The organism is Rubritalea squalenifaciens DSM 18772 (assembly GCF_900141815.1).
Lineage (GTDB): Bacteria > Verrucomicrobiota > Verrucomicrobiia > Verrucomicrobiales > Akkermansiaceae > Rubritalea > Rubritalea squalenifaciens.
The window spans coordinates 930,967-951,640 of sequence record NZ_FQYR01000003.1 but is presented as its reverse complement, the minus strand read 5'-3'; the positions used below and the strand labels follow the sequence as shown (position 1 = coordinate 951,640).

The 20,674-nt window shown below is 51.3% G+C and carries 14 protein-coding genes and 1 tRNA gene; 4 read left to right on the top strand and 11 right to left on the bottom strand.

Features of this window, described 5'->3' with window-relative positions; all coding sequences use genetic code 11:
• Window positions 1-18: 18 nt before the first annotated feature.
• Both BUB27_RS09375 and BUB27_RS09370 read right to left on the bottom strand, forming a co-directional pair.
• Window positions 19-6,924, bottom strand: a complete 6,906-nt coding sequence (locus BUB27_RS09375; RefSeq protein ID WP_143183542.1) for a hypothetical protein — start codon at window positions 6,922-6,924, stop codon at window positions 19-21.
• A gap of 122 nt (window positions 6,925-7,046) precedes the next feature.
• Window positions 7,047-8,324 (bottom strand): Gfo/Idh/MocA family protein, encoded by a 1,278-nt coding sequence (locus tag BUB27_RS09370; protein WP_143183541.1) that lies wholly within the window; start codon window positions 8,322-8,324, stop codon window positions 7,047-7,049.
• 182 nt (window positions 8,325-8,506) lie between these two features.
• On the opposite strand from BUB27_RS09370, the gene bioA reads away from it, so the two are divergent.
• From bioA to BUB27_RS09350, 4 genes are all read left to right on the top strand, one after another.
• A complete protein-coding gene (bioA, locus tag BUB27_RS09365) occupies window positions 8,507-9,793 on the top strand; it encodes an adenosylmethionine--8-amino-7-oxononanoate transaminase (protein ID WP_234991721.1) in 1,287 nt (428 codons plus the stop codon).
• A 98-nt stretch (window positions 9,794-9,891) separates the two neighbouring features.
• Window positions 9,892-9,968, top strand: a tRNA-Cys gene (locus BUB27_RS09360).
• A 130-nt stretch (window positions 9,969-10,098) separates the two neighbouring features.
• Window positions 10,099-10,482, top strand: coding sequence for a hypothetical protein (locus BUB27_RS09355; protein WP_143183539.1), 384 nt, complete (start codon window positions 10,099-10,101; stop codon window positions 10,480-10,482).
• 282 nt (window positions 10,483-10,764) lie between these two features.
• The gene (locus tag BUB27_RS09350; protein WP_143183538.1) at window positions 10,765-13,047 is read left to right on the top strand and encodes a TonB-dependent receptor; all 2,283 of its coding nucleotides are present in this window, start codon (window positions 10,765-10,767) and stop codon (window positions 13,045-13,047) included.
• Window positions 13,048-13,366: 319 nt separating this feature from the next.
• On the opposite strand, the gene BUB27_RS09345 is transcribed toward BUB27_RS09350, so the two are convergent.
• The 9 genes from BUB27_RS09345 to BUB27_RS09305 all read right to left on the bottom strand — a co-directional run bounded on the left by BUB27_RS09345 (window position 13,367) and on the right by BUB27_RS09305 (window position 20,668).
• A complete protein-coding gene (locus BUB27_RS09345) occupies window positions 13,367-13,573 on the bottom strand; it encodes a hypothetical protein (protein WP_143183537.1) in 207 nt (68 codons plus the stop codon).
• A 21-nt stretch (window positions 13,574-13,594) separates the two neighbouring features.
• A complete protein-coding gene (locus tag BUB27_RS09340) occupies window positions 13,595-13,969 on the bottom strand; it encodes a hypothetical protein (RefSeq protein ID WP_143183536.1) in 375 nt (124 codons plus the stop codon).
• Window positions 13,970-14,026: 57 nt separating this feature from the next.
• Window positions 14,027-15,094, bottom strand: coding sequence for a permease (locus tag BUB27_RS09335; protein WP_143183535.1), 1,068 nt, complete (start codon window positions 15,092-15,094; stop codon window positions 14,027-14,029).
• Between the two features lie 69 nt (window positions 15,095-15,163).
• The gene (locus tag BUB27_RS09330) at window positions 15,164-15,706 is read right to left on the bottom strand and encodes a hypothetical protein (RefSeq protein ID WP_143183534.1); all 543 of its coding nucleotides are present in this window, start codon (window positions 15,704-15,706) and stop codon (window positions 15,164-15,166) included.
• Window positions 15,707-15,720: 14 nt separating this feature from the next.
• Complete coding sequence (locus tag BUB27_RS09325; RefSeq protein ID WP_143183533.1) at window positions 15,721-16,869, bottom strand: ABC transporter permease; 1,149 nt, start codon at window positions 16,867-16,869, stop codon at window positions 15,721-15,723.
• A 4-nt stretch (window positions 16,870-16,873) separates the two neighbouring features.
• Complete coding sequence (locus tag BUB27_RS09320) at window positions 16,874-18,010, bottom strand: ABC transporter permease (RefSeq protein ID WP_143183532.1); 1,137 nt, start codon at window positions 18,008-18,010, stop codon at window positions 16,874-16,876.
• A complete protein-coding gene (locus BUB27_RS09315; protein ID WP_143183531.1) occupies window positions 18,007-18,699 on the bottom strand; it encodes an ABC transporter ATP-binding protein in 693 nt (230 codons plus the stop codon). Before BUB27_RS09315 ends, BUB27_RS09320 begins: the two co-directional genes overlap by 4 nt.
• On the bottom strand, window positions 18,696-20,117 hold the full coding sequence (locus BUB27_RS09310) for an efflux RND transporter periplasmic adaptor subunit (protein ID WP_159434891.1): 1,422 nt from the start codon (window positions 20,115-20,117) through the stop codon (window positions 18,696-18,698). The genes BUB27_RS09315 and BUB27_RS09310 overlap by 4 nt, the downstream gene beginning before the upstream one ends.
• 128 nt (window positions 20,118-20,245) lie before the next feature.
• Window positions 20,246-20,668 (bottom strand): hypothetical protein, encoded by a 423-nt coding sequence (locus BUB27_RS09305; protein WP_143183529.1) that lies wholly within the window; start codon window positions 20,666-20,668, stop codon window positions 20,246-20,248.
• Between the last annotated feature and the right edge of the window lie 6 nt (window positions 20,669-20,674).

Genomic DNA, 20,674 nt, shown 5'->3' with positions numbered 1-20,674 from the left:
CAGGAGTCGGGAGTGTTGTTACTTGATTTCAATGGTTCTGGCTCCGTGTAGTTCATGGTCTGCATAGATGGCGAACTTACGGATATCAGCTGGTGCATATTCGTTGTGGGAGCGGTAGTCGAACATGCCTCGCAGATCGGTGTGGCCGTCTTTGAAAAAGACCACTTCGCCATCATTGGTTTCAGCATAGATTTTAATGTAGGTTTTTGCCAGCGGTTTTCCATTGGCTGATGCCTGAAGTAGTCCGCGTCCTTTATTTGGAGTGACGACGAGGGTGGAGGACTGCAGTGTCTGCACCCAGCTAGAACCTGCGCCCTCTAATACTAGAAGCTTGTTTCCAGTCTTGAATTCCTCAGGAAGTGCAGAGCTAGAGATCTTTTCCTTATTATCCAATAGGATCACCATGGTCTTGGCAGGCAATACAGCGGTATGGACTTGATTTTGCCCCTCAAGGAAGGGCGTCGCGGTAAACAGAAACTCTAAATCAATCGGATAGACTTTCAGTATGAGCTGCTCCAGTCCATCATGATTGATGACGAGTTGGTGATCTGGCGTGATCTGGGCGGACCATTGCTGGTCTTGGCTCTCTTCAGTCTGCCCCCAATCGGACTCCATCAGAGAAGCGGATTTGATTTCCTCTATCTGATCCAGGATGGACTGGAAGCGCTGATCCCACTGTGGAGTGGACTTGTTCATCCATTGTTTGGCTAGAGAGACGGCTTCTTCTGGTTTAGCTTCCGAGAATAGAGCGTATGCCTTGAGGTAGTCCCATTGCATCTTTGCCTCAGTCTGGGAGCGCTCACAGGTATTGAGAAGCTGGAGGGCTTCCGCATCTCGTTCATGACTGAAGAGGTGATAGACCATAGTGAGTTTCTCTTCGTTGCCCAGTGCCGGCATCCAAATCAGGTGACTGAGAAGATCCAGATAATCATCCCATACCGGGATCTGGCTAATCGGGAGGTTGTCCCTCAGTTGGTAGCTGCGGGTTTTTACCAGAGGTCTCCATTCGGTGTCCTCGAAGCGTCTGTTTGTGTATGGCGAGATGTTTGCTAATTGGGTGTCAAAGTAGGACCCAAATTGATTCGAAAAGTGATCAGGTTTAGCCAGATAAGTGGATACTGTCTCTGAATCGTAATGGCGGAAGGCAAACTGCTCCACTGCAGGAGCGCTTAACTTGCGGGTTCTGAGGATCTCGACAACTTTAAGGTAGAGGTCGCGGTCGGCTAGCCTCCAACCCAGATCATCAAAATCATTTGGCTGGAATTGTCTGGTGCGCAGAGCGGTGAGTAGTTCTTGATCAGATCCATTGGTTGCGATGTGGTACCATGAATCGGTCACTTCCGGCTTAGGGGAAGCGCTTACTTTGAGTGACTTGGCTGGCAGGCCAATAGCGAGTTGATGATCTTCATAAATCTCTGGTGTGTAGTGTGTGTATTCACCAGCCGCTGGGAAGTAGAAGCTAATCACTTGGCGGTGGCTACCGTGAGGTGGAATCAGTGTCTTCGTGGATTCCAGAGATTCATTGGAGTCGATTCTGATGGCTCCAGCAGGAATTTGGCGCAGGATTTCCACTTCGCGCTCTAGACCTGTCGGATTGGTGATAATCAGATCAGCATTGTAGATAGCGCGGCTGTGGAATTGGTCATCCTGAATACTGTTTTCCTTTTTCTTGCCCTCTTTGGTAACGGTAAATTCATCACCTTTGAGGAAATAGCGTAAGGAGCCTAACAGGGAGTTGTCCTTGTTTGTTTTCTCTACAGCGATGGTGTCTTGGTAGTAAAGCAGGGTAGGCTGTTTCGCTGTCACAGAGAGTGTATTTTGTTCAATAGCCGAGTCGATGTCTTGTCCCTCGAAATCGAGATCGAGGAATGCCAGGGCGATCAGGGCTTCGTGAACATTATAACGGCATTCAGCAAAGTGTGGCGAAAGGAAAGGGGACTTGCCATCCCAGGCTGCCAGATCTAGCCAGAAGCGATTGATTGGTACATTCAATCGAGCACTAGTTTGGCTGCGGCGTAGGTAGTTTGCTTCCAGATAGGCCTTGGTCTCATTAGGCAAGGTCTGTGGATCATATAAGGGTGTAGCTGGTGTGACTGAGAATCTCTCACGGAGAGTATTTTGGATGCTTCCTCCAGCGGTAGAAAAAGGGTCATCAGAGTCAGAGCCCCCAGCCTGTTGTGGTGCAGGTGGAGTGTTAGAGGGGGAGGCTGATGTCCGCTTGTATGTGCGTGTTGTCTTAGAACTCGCTGGACTTTCCCGTAATGACTGGGTGAGGGCGTCGACTAGATCAAGATTGGTCGCCGTATTCCGAATGGTCAGCATGCCTGTGCGCTTGTCGAACGTGGCTGTGGCGCCTTCCGGGAAAGTGATGCCGGATTTCTCGAGAAGCTCTTTTGCTGGCGGAGTCGCTCGGAGGCCAATGCCACCAGCGTCAGATGGTGAAGAAAAAGGATCAGATGAACCATCAAATGAATCCTCGGTACCTCCACCGTCACCCATCAAGGTCATGAAATCTGGAGGAACTTGAATGCTTCTCGTGAAAATTTCCGCATCGTCCGAATCGGTGGCGGGGAGCAGGACGACTCCGTGGTCTTCAATGCGATAGCGAAGTCCGGTTTTTTTGCAGATCTGATCGAGTAGGACCTGCATCGGGACGTTGCGGAGCTGAAGATTGTCGATTTTTTTACTGCCAGGACTGCTTGTGTCTCCAAAGCCACCTGTGTCGCCGTAATCTCCTCCAACGATAGTTGGTTTTCTAACAGTAATGTTTAAGCCAACATCAGTTCCATCGAATGAGCTTTTGTCCAGTTCACGTGATCGCAAGCGAATGAAATCCAACGCCTCCTCGACAGAGACGTTATTAAAATCTACTACGGGTATCGTAATTTGGCTCAGCTTCTTACGCAGCTTCAGAGAGCCTCCTGTTTTAGTATGGACGGCAATCTGGGCATTCTCCATCATTTCCTGGCGCAGGAGTGAGGTGAACAACTCGGTATGCACCTCGGGGGAAGGATTGGATCGCCAGTGAAGCATCTCAAGGTGCTCCAGGATCTCTTTGTTCTTGCCTGGCAACTTATGGGCTAAGAGCGCTTTCTCAATGACATTGAGGTTCTGGTATTTTGCCAATTCAAGATAAGGCGCGAGGTCGTGGTCAAGCAGGTAGTGGTCGATGAAGGCTTTGCGTCGCTTATTGGTGAGCATGGGTCTTACATGCTTTTCGAACCACTCGGGATCACGTTTTTTGATAAAGAGGTGAAGCTCGAAGCCTCCGGCTGTCTCTAATAGAGCCAGTCTCTCTTGCTGTTCTAGCTTAGGCCAGTGGAGAGCCGGGGTGAGGAGATTAATCGTCTCACGGAACTCCTGGCTATTTGCGTGTGTATGGAAGTAAGACCAAACGTTAGAAAGCGAGGAGTAAGCTTTCCATTTGGCATGCAAAATATTTTCAATCTCCACCTTTTCTCCCGGCTTGAGCACGGCTCTGGTTTGCCTTGATTTGAAGTGCTTGGCTGTATCCAGAGTTTTCAGAAGGCGCTGATCTCTTGTTTCCATAAGAGACGCAGGTAATGCTATCTGACGGCTAGTGGAGTTCACACCATCAGTCACGATAATATCGAGTCTGCTGTGATGGCGGAAACGTTTGAGGTTGATGGATAACTTGCCTTGCTCGTTAGGCTTCAGGTTGCAGAGAACGACTGCAGGGTGCGCTAGGAATGTCAACGGACTGTCCGAGCTAAGAGGGTTCAGGGAACCAGCGGACTTGCCTTTCCCTTTCCTCCCGAAACTGGCGCTTCCACGTCCGGAATCGTTACCGTCTTCCGCATCTTCGTAGTATTCGTTGAATTCACTGATTTTGTTAGATTCCCATGGTTGTAGGTGCCAGGTTGGCTTGGGAAGCATATTGCCCAGTCTACGGGGAGCATTACGGCGGGTGATGATGTACTGCTGTTCGGAGGAAAGAGTGCCGCCATTGTTCCAAGTAGAGGGGTAGAAACCAAAGCGTACGATGTCCATGTCCGCAGAAGCTGGCAGGTTGGGGCGCATGGCTGCCGAGTTGTCGCTAAACCGTGATGCCACGAGGTGAACGCGGGCGTCCTTGCTGTAGTTAGCAACCTGGATTTCAACCTGCTCCCTATTCAGCTTTGGATCAGCGATCACAGGATAGCTGGAGGTGTCGATTTCATAAGAGCTGCCCTGATGGGTGGCCCAAGCTCCTTGGCGCGTAGCCGCTACGACATGGAATGAGAGTGGTTCGAAGCCCTCGACTTGAAGTCGGTATTCACCCTTGGGAAGTTTCTTGATAAGGAGTTTTTCGCCAGCCAGAGCGAGGTTTGCAAAGTAGCTAGCCTTTTGGTTGTCGATTGATGTTAGGCTGTAGGAAAGCGCAGAGAGTGATGGTGGGGAAGCAAGCAGGAGTTCGATGTCTTTGCCAGACGTATATTGCTGTTTGGCCGAGATGTATTTGGTGGAGGAAAGGTTAAGCTTACAGGAAGCATGAGTGGAGTTGTTCTCGAGTGAGACAGACTCAATGCCTTCCATGGAACCGAGTTGAATCACGCCACTCTTATCGGTCCGGAGGCCGAGTTCTAGTTGTCTCGTGTAATGCTTGTGCTTGAAACTCAGGGTGAGGTCATGGCCGGGAAACGGCTCGCCATTGAGCCCTAGGATAGACAGGGTCCAGCCATTTGGGGTCTTTTGGAAGTAGCCATGGGCAATCTTTTGGGTGTCTGTGCTGGAGAGAGTTACTAACTGGAGCTTCGCATTGACGGGGGTTTCAGTAGGGAGGTGTGGGGGCTTGATGACGGCCTCCATCAGGATATCAATGCGGTTCAGGTTTTCTGGAACATGAAACTGTACTGGCAGATAGTCGTAGGCAGAGAGTGAGGGGTTTTCGATTTTCGTTAGCCGGATCTTACTTTCATCCTCTAGGATTCCTTCCAGAGTAATGCGAGTGTCGCTCAAGTAGTTGAGGTCAGCGAGCTTGTTATTGATTAAGAACGATGGACGTAGGTAAATTTTGGCAGTTTGACCACTGAGCCATTGTTCGGGATGGGCGATGGAGGAGAGCTGAAGCTCCTGGCGTGCAGATTTTCGATAGACTGTGACTAGGCGTGTACGGCCAGTACCAGTCTCTTTGTTCGGTTGGTGGAGAATCACCTGAGACCTTTTGCTGTAAGTAGCGTATGGAAGCACGACGATCCCGTTGGCGTCCGTGGTGTATTTTTTGGAGTCAACGTGGACTTCAATATTCTCCAAAGCCTGCCCCTGAAAATCAGTTACGAAGATTTCTTGGCCTGAGCCAGTATCTCTGACCGAGCTGTGCATTTCACCTTTGAGTATCAGAGCGGTGGCACTCTGACTGTTGCCCTGTAATTTGACAATCCAACTACCGACACCTTTCAGTTCAGGAAGCGCAAGGGTGTGACGGTGCTTGAGCAAGGGGTCTTGATCGAAATCAATCTTACGTGAAATGTTGGGGGAGAGTCCTCCGAGATCAAGAGAGAGATCAATCGTCTTATGATTCTTGAGTGCGTAATTTAGTGAATCTAACTGGTAAATCGAAACGGTGAGCTGGTCGACATTCTTGAGATCAAGATTGAGCGATACCTGATCCTCTGCGAGAAAATGGTTTTTTGAAGAGGAGGCTATCCTGAGAGAAGCCTCATCTCTAAGAGCCACGTATTCCTTAGGTGAGATTGCATCCTTGTCGTAGACCATGCCTGCTTGGATACGAGCCATCGCTGTGCGCTTGCGGAAGTAGTCGCTTTCAAAATAGGGAGCAATGCGGTCTTGTGAGACTTTATCGGTCAGTAGCTGATCCAAGTACTTTTCCAGCAGGGCTGACTCATTATGGACAGAAGGAAGGCAGTCGTTTGCAAGTAGACCGGAGGGGAACTTGACCACATGTTCGTGCACTTTGGTGCTTGGGCGCCAGATCGAAGCTGGTGGCCGTGGAAGAGTCAGGTAGCGGACGAAAAGATCTAGCGGATACTCATCAGCATCTGCTTTGCAGCGCAAGAGGTGGTGCAGAGTCTCTGCTTTCAGCGTGTTGAAGTGTGGTGGGAGAGTCTGGGTGAACTCATCCACCTTTTCCAGCCATACGATCAGCTTTTCAGGATTGCGTCGCATATCCAGCTCTTGGCTGGGTGTCCCTCTGAGTCGCTCAAGGCGTATCTTCAAGAAGGTTTTGTTCTGTAGTAGCTGCGGGAATTGCTTCGAGAGAGCATCCAGCTGGGGTGCTGTCAGATTCCTATGGCAGGCGACATCCTCGAACTTCAATCCATTGCGTTCGTCTGAAAAATTGGCCTGCAAGAGTGTTTCCATGCCAGGAATATCGGCGCGCTTGACCTTGCCTAGTAGTGTCTTTCTGGTCTCTTGGTCCCAAGCCCGCTCGCTGACCACCATGGCGCGGAGTTTGGTTGTTGTCATTTGTCTCAGCCGCTGAGATGGAAGATGTCCAACTAGGTTTTTCTCAAAGGCTTCGGCGCTGATTTTATCCGCATCAACACTGCTGGGGAGTTGGATTTCTTCTCTTGAGAGAGGTTTGTCGTGATGGAGAGTGAGGTCGAGATAGTTTGTCAGATGTCGTTGCCCTTCTCTCTTAAGAGACTCATTGTTTGACTCAAAGTTAAGCAGGGCCTGCCGGTTCTCAAGCTGACGTAGACGTTCTGGTGTTGATTCTTTGTTCTTCTTGAGTTTTTCCTCCCATGCATGGATATGCTTCAAGTAAGCTTCACGGTTTCCCTGATGCTGCTGATAGAGTGCATGATAGAAGAAGTAGTCATCTGTGCCGGGTGTCAGGGTTTTCAGGACAGTTGATTTGTCATCGGCCAAGACCCAGCGTTCCTCGACAGGATTTGCGGGATCTGCAGCAAGCTTGAGGGAGGCAGACAGACAAAAAGCGATGACGACAGCATGAACTTTCATGCAGGGTACACTGCGCAGAAACCTAGTGGGCGTCTAGGACAAAGCTGCAAAAGGTAACACAAGAAACAAAAAAGTGCACCCGGTGATCGGGTGCACTTACTAAATCAGTTTGGAAAAGGGTGTTAGATGACCTTGGTTTTACCAGGAATCGCACATGGGTAGACCCCGTCTGGACCAGGCTTAGGTCCTGGATCGGATTCCCAGGTGAACTCTTTCGGGATGATGCTGATTTCGGAGTTGAGAGCTTCGTCCCACTTGAGCTCTTTGCCACAGTAGGTGGCCATGCGGCCCATGATACCTGTCATGGTAGACTTGGCACCGTAGTAGGCATTGTTCAGTGGCTTGTCCTCACGGATGTGGCGGTAGAGCTCATTGTGCTCGACTTGGTATGGGTTGGCTGGGCGGCCTTTGTAGCGCCAGAGAACCTTACCCTTGTGGTCGCGAATGATACCTGGGCCAGCACTACCTTTGGTACCTGCCACGTATTCAGTTACACGGTTCATAGCGCCTCTGGTGTGGCGGCATTGGGAGTTCATGATTGCACCATTACCGTAGGTGAACTCTACGAAGTGGTGGTCGAAAATCTCACCGAAATCCTTGCCCACGCGCACCTGACGACCACCCATGCCCTGAGCAACTTCAGGATACTGGTCACCCATGAACCAGTTGATGACATCGATGTTGTGAACGTGCTGTTCTACGATGTGGTCACCGCAGAGCCAGTTGAAGTAGTACCAGTTACGCATCTGGTATTCCATTTCAGTCATCTTGTCAGTGCGTGGGCGTACCCAAACACCGGCGGAGTTCCAGTAGCACTGGGCGGATACAATGTCACCGATCTCGCCACCGTGGACGCGCTTCACTGTCTCGATGTAGCGCTCATCGTAGTGACGCTGGAGACCGACAACGACTTTAAGATTTTTCTCGTCCGCTTTCTTGGCATTCTCAAGAACGGAGCGTACGCCAGCTGCATCGGTAGCCACTGGCTTCTCCATGAAGACGTGCTTACCTTTGGCGACTGCGTAATCGAAGTGGATAGGGCGGAAGCCTGGAGGTGTTGTTAGGATAACAACGTCCGCTGCATCAATCGCACCCTTATAGGCATCGAATCCAACAAATTGACGCTCTTTAGGAATGTCGACCTTCTCTTTGTATTGGTTTTTGAGGCGGTCAAGGCAGGTCTTGAGGTTATCGCCGAAGGCGTCTGCGATCGCGACAAGTTTTGTGCCTTCTACATTCAGGGTTTGAGAGGCAGCGCCAGTACCACGGCCACCACAGCCGATCAGTGCGACTTTGATTTCAGATTTTGCGGAGGACTGCGCGTAGGAGGCTACAGGGAGAGCGCTCAATGCGGCCACCGTACCAGTCTTTTTAATGAAGTTTCTGCGTGTTTCTTCCATGATGTTTTTGGTAATGGTCATTAAACTGAATCAAAATGGTAAATATTTCAACTTAATCGTCAAAATACGTAAATTAGTGGAGAATTTAGTGAAATTTGAATAGCCCAATAGCTATACCAGTTGGGACGTATTGGTGTTGATGATCGCAGGTGAGTGATTTATGCCTGCATTGTATGGATGAGATGAGCAGGCAGGCTATCAGTGACGACAAGGAGTTTTGTTGGCACCCATTTACCCGGCAATCCGAATGGACTGCTGCCGAGCATGAACCTCTCATGTTGGTCAGAGGTGAGGGGGTATGGTTAGAAGATACTGAGGGGAATCGCTACATTGATGGAAATGCTTCTATCTGGACCAATGTCCATGGCCACAACCATCCGGCGATTAATACTGCGATCAAGCAGCAGCTTGATCAGGTGGCTCATACGTCCTACCTTGGCTTTGCCCATCCTAAGGCGGGAGAGCTAGCCCGCAAGCTGGCAGGCTTTTTTGAAGGGACCGAGCTCAAACGGACCTTCTTCAGCGATGACGGCTCCACCGCCATCGAGTGCGCTCTCAAAATGGCGATCCAGTACCGGCTGCAGAACCAGGAAGAAGAACGCACCGAATTCGTGGCCTTCATCAATTGCTATCATGGAGATACCATGGGGGCTGCCAGCCTGGGTGGGGTGGATGCCTTTTTCTCGCGATTTCGCAAGTTCGGTTTCCCCGTCAGATTCGTCACTAGTGTGGAAGAATTGAAAGCCCTCGAGGGGCTGGAGAGAGTCGCGGGTGTGGTCATTGAGCCCATGGTGCAGGGGGTGAATCAGATCCATGTCTGGCCCGAGAGTATGCTGCGTGAACTCAGAGATTTTACAGAAGAGCAGGGGATTTTCCTCATCCTGGATGAGGTCATGACTGGCTTTGGGCGGACTGGGAAAATGTTCGCCTGCCAGCACGACGGCGTGGTGCCCGATTTCCTCTGCCTGGCTAAGGGGCTGACCGGAGGTTATCTCCCGATGGCTGCCACGATGGTTCGGGAATCGATCTATGAAGGCTTCCTCGGAGGTGCAGAGCGCGCATTCTATTATGGTCACAGCTACACGGCGAGTCAGCTTGGCTGTGCGGCGGCCTTGGCCAGCCTGGAAGTGTTCGAGCAGGAAAGAACCCTCGAGATCCTGCAGCCTAAGATCAGCCTGCTGCAGGAGGCCTTGCAGGAGCTGAAGCAAGGCAGCGCCTGGGTGTGGGATGTCCGCCAATGCGGCTTGGTGGCCGGCATCGAGCTGCGCCAGCAGGACGGTTTACCATTTGAGCCTGCTGAACGAGTGGGGGAAAAGGTCTGTGTCGCCGCCAGAAAGCACGGACTCCTCACCAGAGCGATTTTGGACACGATTGTTGTCATGCCACCCTTGGCCATCAATGAGGATGAAATCAAGTTGATGCTCAAGGCGATAGAGGCCGCAATCACTGATGAACTGGGAGAAAAATAGGCAAAGTTGAGGAATTTCTCGCTTTGTTCTGTTGACAGCCAGCGAGAGAGCGGGTAGGAACTCCCCGCACCACCAAACGGTGGAGCCAAAACATCCAAGGCGGAGTGGCCAAGTGGTCTAAGGCATCGGTTTGCAAAACCGACATTCGCGGGTTCGAATCCCGCCTCCGCCTCCAATTACCCCGAAAACCTTGATTAAATAGGGGTTCCTTGTAAATAAAGGGTTCAGAAACTCTAATTGTGACACAACACCGTGACACCTGAACCGAATCCAATGCCCAAAATATTGGATGGCTAATTGAAATCATGAAACTGTTATTGTTTGTATCTGCCTTGTTGCTATGTGCATGTAGTCGTAATCCTGACTCCCTGGATGCAGACTGCTGGCTGGAGTGTGTGGATAGTATATCCATACCTATCAATGATAATCTGGTGGATGATAATCCGATAATGGGGCCCGGTGACTATATGTTTACGACAGATATGTTTTCAGAGTGTGCACAACTTAATGGAAAAACATTTTTTCAAAAGCTGGTCGGCTCCATTGAAGATCCTGATGCTGTAAGCTTCGTCCACAATGGAAATAGGTATTTGATACTGTTTGAGGGAAAGAATTTACCAGAGATGCCCGGGTACAAAGCTAAGGAGCTGAAAGACAGAATATATATCGTGTATCGGGCCGAGTATTAATAGTGCCACATTTCACGTAAAATTAAGCAGTTAAAATCCGAATTGATATCGACTGTTATCACAACATTGATATCGGGTGATTTGAGACAAGTTTTATTTGTGTTTCCACATTGTGATCATAAATAGATGAGGTGGTTCGGTGGAACATTCTTTCATTTTAATCGTAGTGTATGACGGGGTTGGAAGCTTTTTGTTAGGAGATGCCAAGAACGAATGCACTTGACGAAATAACCCATAACGAGGGGTACTCCCTATGCCTCAAATCTTGTGAAGACATCACTGATGAAACAGACCCTACACCTCAAACTTTTACCTCTGCTTGCTGTAACAGGTGGGCTCCATGCAGATGAAGATCTACCCAAAGATCCGATCTACCAATTGGAAGAGTCCGTCATCACGGCCAATTCAAATCCAGTGGATGCGCCAGGCACCAGGCCTGAGCTCTACCGCGATGATTTCGCGGTATGGGAGCCGACTGATGCGGCTGATCTGCTGCGCTACTTCCCCAATGTCAATGTGAACAAGCCGGCTATCGGCTCGGACGAGTCGCTTATCGCAGTGCGCGATCAAAGCGCACTGGCCAACGGTAGGCTCTGGGTACTGGTCGACGGCTTTCCTATCTCCAACCCACTTAGGGCGGGTGCGGCGGGGGCGCCCCGTCTCAATCTCGTAGATCCACAGACAATTGATTCTGTGGAATTACAGTATGGTCCTTTTTCCGCAGCCTACGGTGGTTACGCCTCGGCAGGTGTCATTCACTACCGCACTCTCCCGGTCGACCAGAGGGCGGTAGAGGCTGGCATTCGCTACTTCTGGCATGATTTCGACCTCTACGGAACCGACGATGTGTACGAGGGCTACCGTACCAATTTCCGTGTTAGTGAGCGGATAGGTGACTGGGGATTTGGTATCTCAGGCAGCTACCTCGAGGAGGAGGGTAACCCTCAGCGCTTTTTCACCACTACGAATTTTGGTCCAGAACCGGGAGGTCCGCCGACTCCGGTAACCGGCGCTTATCTAGACAAAAACCCCGAGGGCGAAGAACGCCTTGTCTATGGTTCTCAGGGAACTCGCCAAACCACCGTGGGGACAGTGGCGCTTGATCTGGAGCACTATTTTGAAACCGCCACACTGCGCTGGACGAGCCGCTACTCAGAGCGCAAGTCTGTGGCTGATGATCCGGAAAGTTACCTTACTCATGCTAACACCGGCCAGCCTGTGAACTCAGGAAACGCCGTATTCGAGGGGCGCCCTTTCCGTATCAACCCAGGTCTAGCCGGCAGTGAAACCCGCCGCGAGTCGGAGTGGCTCAATGGCCTCGGCCTTAGTGGAGATCTTCCCCGTGACTGGACATACGACCTCACCTTAAGTGCCTTTCAGATTCTCGAAAGCGTCAATGAAAACGCCAATCGGATCACTGAAACACCTGATGCCTATTGGCTTAACGGTAAAGCGACTTTCTCCAAGTCAGAGATCTTCGGCCACGAAACTCTCGATGGCTATGTCGGCTACGAATGGACACGGGGCGTGCTTGAAAACCTCAACCTCAACGGTGACGGCAGCTTCGACCAGCGTACTGGTGGGCAAACCGACGTCCACGCTTTGTTTGCTACACTCGGATGGCAAATTGCGGACAACTGGAAAGCGATCGCCGGACTTCGTGCTGAGCGCTGGGTCAGTAGCGATGGCTTCGCTGACTATACGGTAACTAGCCTACCTCCTGGCCCCCCGGTTACTTCGATCGAACGCGACCGTTACGAGGATCGCGAGGAAACTGGCCTCTCCCCGAAGTTTACGCTGGAGTATGAGATTAATTCGGAGGACCGCCTCAGTCTCAACCTGGCCCATACTTACCGCTTCCCGCTCGTGCAGGAGCTTTATCGCCTGGAAGAAGACGTGGACGGCACGCTCATTCTCAGCAACCCTGACTTGCAGCCTGAAGTCAGCGATAGCATCGAGCTCTCCTGGATACGCAATCTAGAGAAAGGCCGCGTCCGTCTGACCTTCTTCCAGAACACGACGGAGGACGCCATACTCCAGCAGTTTGTCGATCCTTCCGGTCCATCCGGTCCAGGATTGCCGCCACCTCCGCGCCAGCCACCTTCGTACAACAACATTGACGAAGTCAAAACTTACGGACTCGAAGCCTTCGTGCTCCGCCGTGACTTCCTCATCCCTAGGCTTGAGGCTTCATTTGGTGCAGGCTGGATGCATAGCGAGATCGAGCGCTATGACACAAACCCGACTGTCGAGGGCAACGAATACCCCGGTGTGCCCAAGTGGCGTGCTAACGCTAGCTTGCGCTATCGCTGGAGCGAAAATCTCGAAACTGCCATAGGCGGACGCTACCAGAGCCACATCTTCGAACGTATCGATAATGCCGACACGAAGAACACCTATCAGGCAGTCGGTGAGAGGCTGATCTTTGACCTCAGCGCACAATACAGGTTCGACAGCGGAATCTCTCTGAACGCCCGCATCGATAACCTCTTCGACGAAATAGCTTATACCAATCGCCCCGAGCGCCAACGCACGTTCTCAATCGGCGCGGAGTGGCGCTATTAGAAGAATTTGTTAGGATGAGGCGAATGGCTCCAGGGATCCATTCGCCTTATTGTCAGGTGACTTTAATTCTGCAGAACTGAGGTGCGCAGGAAGAGGTTGGGGATTGGAGAGTTTGTCTCTGCGGTCACAGTGGGGGGCGAGTACAGTCAGACAAGAGAGTGAACCTACCATTGAAGTGAACCGATTGGCTGCTGCATTTTATGTAGGTTGATACATGGCTGAGTAGAACAGGGTTTAATGGTCAGCTAGGAACAGAAATTTTGTTCTCATAGGTACTTGGACTAAGGCTCAGACAGCCTGAGCCTACAGGGGTAATCACTTACTCGGCTCCTTCTAGTTCTACTTCTTCATCTTCCTTGCCAGTTTCGATCTTGATAGAGGCGATGGCATCTTGGCGCTGGCTGGGGACGAGGTCTTTGATGAGGTACTTTATGTAGGTCTTGTGTAGACTTTGGTAAAGGGTGTCCACAGAAGCTTTGTTTTCGACTCGGTACTCGAGTACCTGCTTGTGGGTAGTCTCCGGCATGATCTTGTAGACGGGATTGACCTATTGGCCACTGAGACGCTTGTGAGCCCGCGTGAGGATTTCGACTGTCCTGCTCTGGTCAAACTCATCCTTGAGCCTGTTGGTGAGGTAGTAGGCGCGAATCACGCTCCTGGACTTGAGAGTAATGGTAAGTTCCCGCACATAGGTGGTGGTGCCCACCGCGTATTCCTGCACGCCGTAGGCTGAGACTTCGGATAGGGGGATGGTGATGTTTTCTTTGTCAATCGTGGCCTGCCAGATCAGGGGATAGATGGAGCCTCGGATAGATTTGGAAATTGCAGGTGTGGAAACATCCAGTTCGACCTCCGCGACTTGGCCAAGCAGAGCAGGTGTAAGCAATGATACGACGATGGGGATGATAGATGAACACTTCATAGGGAAGTGTCTATATCATTTCAAAGAATCGTCTGGTAGCTGAAAAGGTTCAGTCTTTTATTGGATAGCATTCATCATCAGGGCGATGAGAATGATCTGGGGAAGTGTAAGTATGGGTAGCAAGAATGTAAGCTTGAGGGACTTGGTGGTTTCACGCAGCACCATGATTTCGGTGTAGTCGGTGGAGGCTCCAGCCATCAGAAAGGCAAAGGCGTTACCAGGTGCGCCTGCGCGGTTGAGTAGGTCGGTGCCGATCGGTAAGGAGCCTTCAGAGCACACCTCGATGACAGTGGCGCCAATGAGGGTGAAGACTAATCCGAGTACAGAGGGGCCGAACCAATCGGAAAATGTTTCCGGCTGGATAAAGGCGCGAAGGCCCGCGGCCATGATTGTACCTAGGAAAAGCCAGCGAATGATCATCTTGGATTCAAGTACGCCGTCTTTGAGTGCGGAGAAGAAAAACTGCTTGGTGAATTTGGTCTGCTTCCATCGTTCTTTGATCTCTTTTCTGAGTTTGAAATCTGGATCGTGGGGCAGGGTGTTAGGGTTCTTGGGTAAGGATGAATTGCTAATGATCTTATCCGTTAGATAGCCTGCAATGATCGCAATTACCGCTGAGCCAAGAATGAATAGAAGGGTCCATTTTAGGCCGACCAAGGACCAGAGGATCAGGGTCAGTGAGAGTGAGTTCCAGGGGCTGGCAATGAGAAAGGCGAAGACCTGCCCCAATGAGGCTCCTCGCTCGTAGAGCTTGGCTCCGACCATTAGGATGCCATGATTACAGAGGTCTAGCAGAAGGCCTGCACCACAGGCTCTGGCTATGCCGCGCAGCGTGCCGCCTTGTCCTAGAAAATTCTGGATGAGCTCACGCGGGACTTTGCCGATAAAGCCGAGTGCAGCGATTCCAAAGAGTACCCCCCACCACATCTGGTTGATCAGTTCAAAGACGCCGTGGGTGAAGATGCCGAGCTTTGTCTCCATCTTGCCATGCATGAAGAAGTGAAGCGGGTAGGCGATCACGATGACGGCCAAGGAAATCCAGAAGATCCAGTCAATCTTCTTCTTGCCACCGGATGAGCAGCAGCTGGGCTTTTCCTCCTTCTTTGGCTTTGAGCAGCAGGACATGGTAGATGAGTGAGGTGTGGTTTGGGTAAGCCTTCCGCAAGCGTTGCGGAAGGCCTGTTGAGTAAGTGACTATGGCTTGATGTAGATGCCTGAGGCGTTGATCACGAGATTATCCTTACTGGATTTCTCGTCGATAACCCCAGAAATGGTGAGGTAGCTCAGCTCTTTGAGACCACCGATACCTCTGAGGCTATTCTTGACCAGCTTGCCGTCTTTATCGAGTACTTGAATGGTTGCAGTATGGTTTTTGATTTCATCAGGATCATCGCAGCATACATCCCATGGAGTGGTGCAGTGGTCGTCAGGCATGAGATCACATGAGGTCAGCTTCTCTGGATCTCCGACGAGTATGACCGCAAGCCCGTCTACGATGGGAGCGGAGCGTCCGATGACCTTAGCTTTAATGGTCACCTCTTTGCCTGGGGTTGGCTTTTGCTTTGCTTCAGCGATAGAGATGGCGGTTGTAGGCTCGTCTTTCAGCACGATATTTTCCAGAGGTGAGGCTTGCGGTTGTTCGCTTTGAGCTGAGTTCTGTTCAGCGGGCTTGTCGCCACAGCTGGCGAGGAAAAGAAGGCTGAGTCCAGTGATGCTTGCTGTTATTGTTTTCTTCATGGTTTATCTGTTGTTTAAGATCTTAGTGCTTTGTTGAGTTTGGGGGCAAGGGTTCGTATCGCTGGGGGAAGCGCTCCCAGTGTGCCGAGCAAAAGCCCAGTCGTTAAGCCCGTGATGAGGACAGAGGGGGAAAGCGTTAGGGTAAACGTACCTACTGAAAATGGCACGGTGATCCCTTCGAGAAATAGTGAAGCGATGAGCAGGGCGATCAAGGTGCCCGTCATGGTGGCTAACAAAGATTCCTGTAGGAGTGAAACTAACAGAGCTTTGCGCGTATAGCCAATGGACTGGAGTGTGGCCATTTCGCGTGTACGAGAGCCGAAAGCCGCATAGAGTGTATTCAAACCTCCAAAGATAGCTCCGGCTGCAACCAAGGAAACAGTTAGCCAGATCATGATCTTAATAGGGGCGTAGAAGCTTTCGAGTTTCGAATAGTAGTCATCCTCGCGCAGAGCTGAGAGCTCTAAGTCGTTTCTGAGGAGTGTGAATACATGAGCATTGTCGAAGTCCTCCGGGCTGTCCAATCGTGCGTAAATCGCGGATAGGGTATCACGCTGCGTTAGGGTGGAGAGGTCATTGCGATCGAACCAGATTTCAGATTCCAGCACGGTGCCTGGGGCTGAAAAGATCCCACTGATCTTATGGGCAACGTTGCCAAAATAGAGGGTCTTGCCAACGGCAATTTCGTTCTCCGGAATGCCAAGCTTCCTGTGTGCAAGTTTCCCCACCATGACTTCTCCGGAATTTGGAAAGGTGCCTTCGAGCAGTCTTACTGTCGTGTGGACGAGCAGGGCTTTGGGAAGCACTCCACGCAGCAGGGCGGGTTCCTCTTTCCCTGATTCTGTCCTGATGGGAGCTTGGTAGGTGATCTCACCGGAGACGGCAGGTGTTCCAAGAATAGTCGCTGTATTGTCAATGCCGGTGGCTGCCGCAGCTTCTGCCTCCAGATGGACTTCCGAGCGTTCGATGGATTCCTCTGAGCCAGCACCCATGATGATTACATTATTGGGAGATCCTGAGGCTGAGAGTACCTGAGTCATGCCGTGGTTTAGCGCTGCCGCAGACACCATCAGCAAAACCACCAATGCAGCACCTCCTACAGTCTGGGCCAGACGGGAAGGGTCCCTGAAGAGGTTTCTAAGTGCGTAAGTGAATGGAAGCATGATGTTAGTGTTTGAGGCTCTCGGCTAAAGGTTTGGAAGTGGCTTTCCAGGCTGGGTAGATGGAGGCTACGAGACTAAGAAGCAAAGCTACGATCAGACCTTTCAAGGTAACAGCTAGGTCCGGCGTGATGGCGAGAGTGAGACCTTCATTGCCAAGTGTGAATGCCTGTAAGTAGAAGAAGGCCACTGAGCCGAGGACTCCAATCAAACCGCCGATTAAGCCGAGCAAGATGCCTTCATAGGAAACAACTTGGGCTATGGCGAAACGTGAGTAGCCAATGGTTTGTAAAATGGCCGTCTCTTTGACTCTGCCACGCACAATGAGAAGCACAGCATTGGCGACGAGAAGGAGTACGGCGAGTACGGCTCCCAGACCAAGCCAGCGAGTGAAGCCGATGAGCTGGATCATTTGCTTGGCGGTATCAGCAAAGAAGGCTTTTTCTGGACGAGTGTTAGTCGGTTGCTGATCGGAGCTAAAGGTGTCATCGATTTGTTTGGCGATTGCATCCAGCTTGCTGGCAGAGCTCACTTTGACATTGAATTGCGTGACGATACCCAGGCCGATCTTTGAGGCTTGCTGGAGGAAGGGTAAGTGGACGTAGGCCACGTTGTTATCCTGCGGTGATTGAGAGCTGATGATGCCAGCCACGTAGACATTGACACCGACGGCTTCGAAGTTCTGTCCGGGGGAAAGGCCTCGTCGTTTGGCGAATTGCTCGCCTACCAGCGCTGCATCGGATCGCTTCAGGAAATTATCATAGGATCCTGAGATGATCTGGAGTTCCGGGTTATACTTTTTCAGTCGTTCTGGAGGGATGCCACGGAAGGTGATCACATCCAAAGAGGCACCGCAGTTATTGACGGCGATCTGGATAGGGATGACACTGGTGACGCCCTCAATTCTCTCAATGACAGGAAGGTAGTGCTCAGGTAAACGTGATGTGGACGGGCAGAAACGGTTCTCGCGATAGACGACCAGCGTGGTGTCATCCGCGGTTTCTTCCGTGGCTTGAGCCAGCGAGAACTGCATGGTTTCAACCGAGGTGAAAAGAAACATACCAGCTGCTACCCCGAGCACGGTGAGGAGAGACCTGATCCGATGCCGGGTAACGTTCTTCAGTGCTAATAGAAAAAACTTCATCGGACTTTTTCGATTGGTTCAGGCTCATCGACCAGTTGGCCTTTTTCGAGATGAAGAGTGCGGTGAGCCGCTGCAGCAGCCTTCGGATCATGGGTTACCATGATGATGGTCTTACTATGATCCGCTGCTAGAGCGCGAAGGAGTCCGAGGATCGAGTCAGCTGATTCGCGATCAAGATCTCCGGTCGGCTCGTCAGCTACCAGCAAGTCGGGGTCATGCACTATGGCGCGGGCGATCGCGACACGTTGTTCCTGTCCTCCGGATAGCTCGGTAGGGCGGTGATTCGCTCTGTCCTGTAAACCAACGAGCTCCAGCGCGGCGAGGACTTTCTCTTTGCGCTCGGCTTTGCTCATCTTCGTGAGAAGGAGAGGGAGTTCGATATTTTCAAAGGCAGTCAGTACAGGGACCAAATGATAGAGCTGGAAAATATAGCCCACATGCTCGGATCGCCACTTGGTCAGGGCTGAACGCGATAGTTTGGCTATGTCTCTGCCTGAGACCTCTAGCGAACCAGAGCTGGGTGAATCAATTCCCGCGATCATGTTCAGCAAGGTGGTCTTTCCAGAGCCTGATGGCCCCATCAGGGCGAGGAATTCACCCGTCTCGACATTGAGGGAAAGCTCCTTCAGGGGGGTGATGGTCACTTTACCTTTGGTGAATGATTTGGTGAGGTTGTTTATGGAGATCATTTGCTAGAGAGTTTGGTTGGAGTGGGGATGATGCGGTCTCCTGGAGTGATGTTATCGAAAGGAGGTAGGATAACCTGTTCCCCTGAGCGAAGCCCTTCAGTGACTTGTCTGTGGTTTTCCCTGGTCACTTGAGTCAGGGTGAGATCACGCATTTCTACAGTGTCACTCTCACTTGCCACCCAGACCTTGGCTGAGTTCCCACTCATCTCAAAAAGTGCTGCCTCGGGAACATAGAGAGCCAATCTCCCTGAGGGTCTTGAGTCACTGGCCACTGTGCTTTGCTGGCCGCTTGAGAAGAATTTACCACGTACCAGCATGCCTGGACGTAACCTTGGGTCCGGATTGTTTATCGAAACTTTGGCTTGAAGTGTATTGCGCTGAATATCCGCTTCACCTGTGATTCGTGTGACCACTCCGGAGAATTCCTTGTCCGGGAGCAGTTCGCTCGTCAGGGTTACCGCCTGACCGACGGAAAGCGCGGCGGCTTCTGTCAGCGGCACATCGATACGTGCTTGCAGCATGTTTGGATCATAGAGTTCGACTATTTCTGCTGAATGGGGATCATCCATGTTGATGTAGCGCTTTTTACCCGGTGCCGCATGGAGCCTTAGAACGATGCCATCCATTGGGGAGTGGATCTTGGTGCGGTCAAATGCCAGCTGGGCGCGATCTTTCTCAATGCCAGCTTCCTCCAAGTTGCGCTCCATGGTTTCTCTCTCAAGATCGATCTGTACTAGCTTAGCCTTTAGTTGTGGGACTTCAGCCTTGGCTTCTTTTATGAGAGCCTGTTGGCGTGTGACCAGGAACTTGGCCTGGATCTTGTCCTGCTCGGGAATGGCACCAGAAGTGAGTCTGGTCAATCGGTCGTAGCGATCATTCAGGCTCTTGAGCTCTTCCGCTAGAGCTGCCGCTTTTTGCTGAGCGGCGACAATTTCTTCATCGATGATGTCTTTGGCGGCACAGTGAGCGTGAATACGTGCCTGCATGGCTGTTACCTTCTTCTCAGCCTGTTTGAGGTCGAGTTCGGCGTCTTCTTGGATTAAAGTAGCTAATAGCTGGCCCTTTTTGACGGACTCACCCTCGAGCACGAGTACTTTGTCTACGATACCATTGGTCAGGGTAGGAACATAGGTAGTGTAGGGATCTGGCTCTATCCAGCCGGTGGCTTGAAAGAGCAGTTCACCCTTGGTGGATCCAGTGGTTACAGGCTGGTTGGAGGATTGTGCATCTTGCGCCTGCCTCAGTGTGATCACGGGTGCTGTTTGCACCTCAGTGGCTGGAAGGAAGGTCTTACCAAAGAGTATCAGGATAACGAGTAGGAAGCCAATGAGTAGGCATAGTGGGAGCATCCAGGCATAGCTACGCTTGGGCGAATCACTATGGTGACTGGTGTCCTTTTTTAAGGTGTCTAATGACATAAGTGTGAAAGTAACTTTAAAATGGAAGAAAACATTAGTTCTGAAGACTAAAGTTAACATGAACGCCCGTGCCAAATGAGGCGCGAGCCTGTTCCGCAGCAAATTGCGGGACAATTACTTTCTAGAAATCAAAGCCGGTAAATACCGGTATAAGCTCGCAATGGCGGGCGAGGTGGTGGTGCGTTCTGACGCGCCAAGACACCGTGATCACTTCCGCTTGGTCGAGGAAGTTTCAGATCAATATAAACCAATGGAGGGGCATCTGCTGCACTTGGTGGATGGGGGGTATCTGTACCGTCCTGCCAGAAGAAGTCTCCAGCATCAAAGGAGATCTCCAGTGTGCAGTTCTCCTTGGCTTTTTCCTGACGCTCTTTCGCAGCGCAATGAGGGCAGCTTGGAGGCTCCTCCGAACTGGCCTTCGCCATATTGCTGCACTCATGGAGCGTGATAATCTTGTGCTCGCAGAGGCAATACGCAAAGGCAGGGTGCTTCAGCGCCATGATGGAGATCAGGACGAGAATGAAGCTTAGTGATGCCAGTTTGCGAGTCATCTGCGA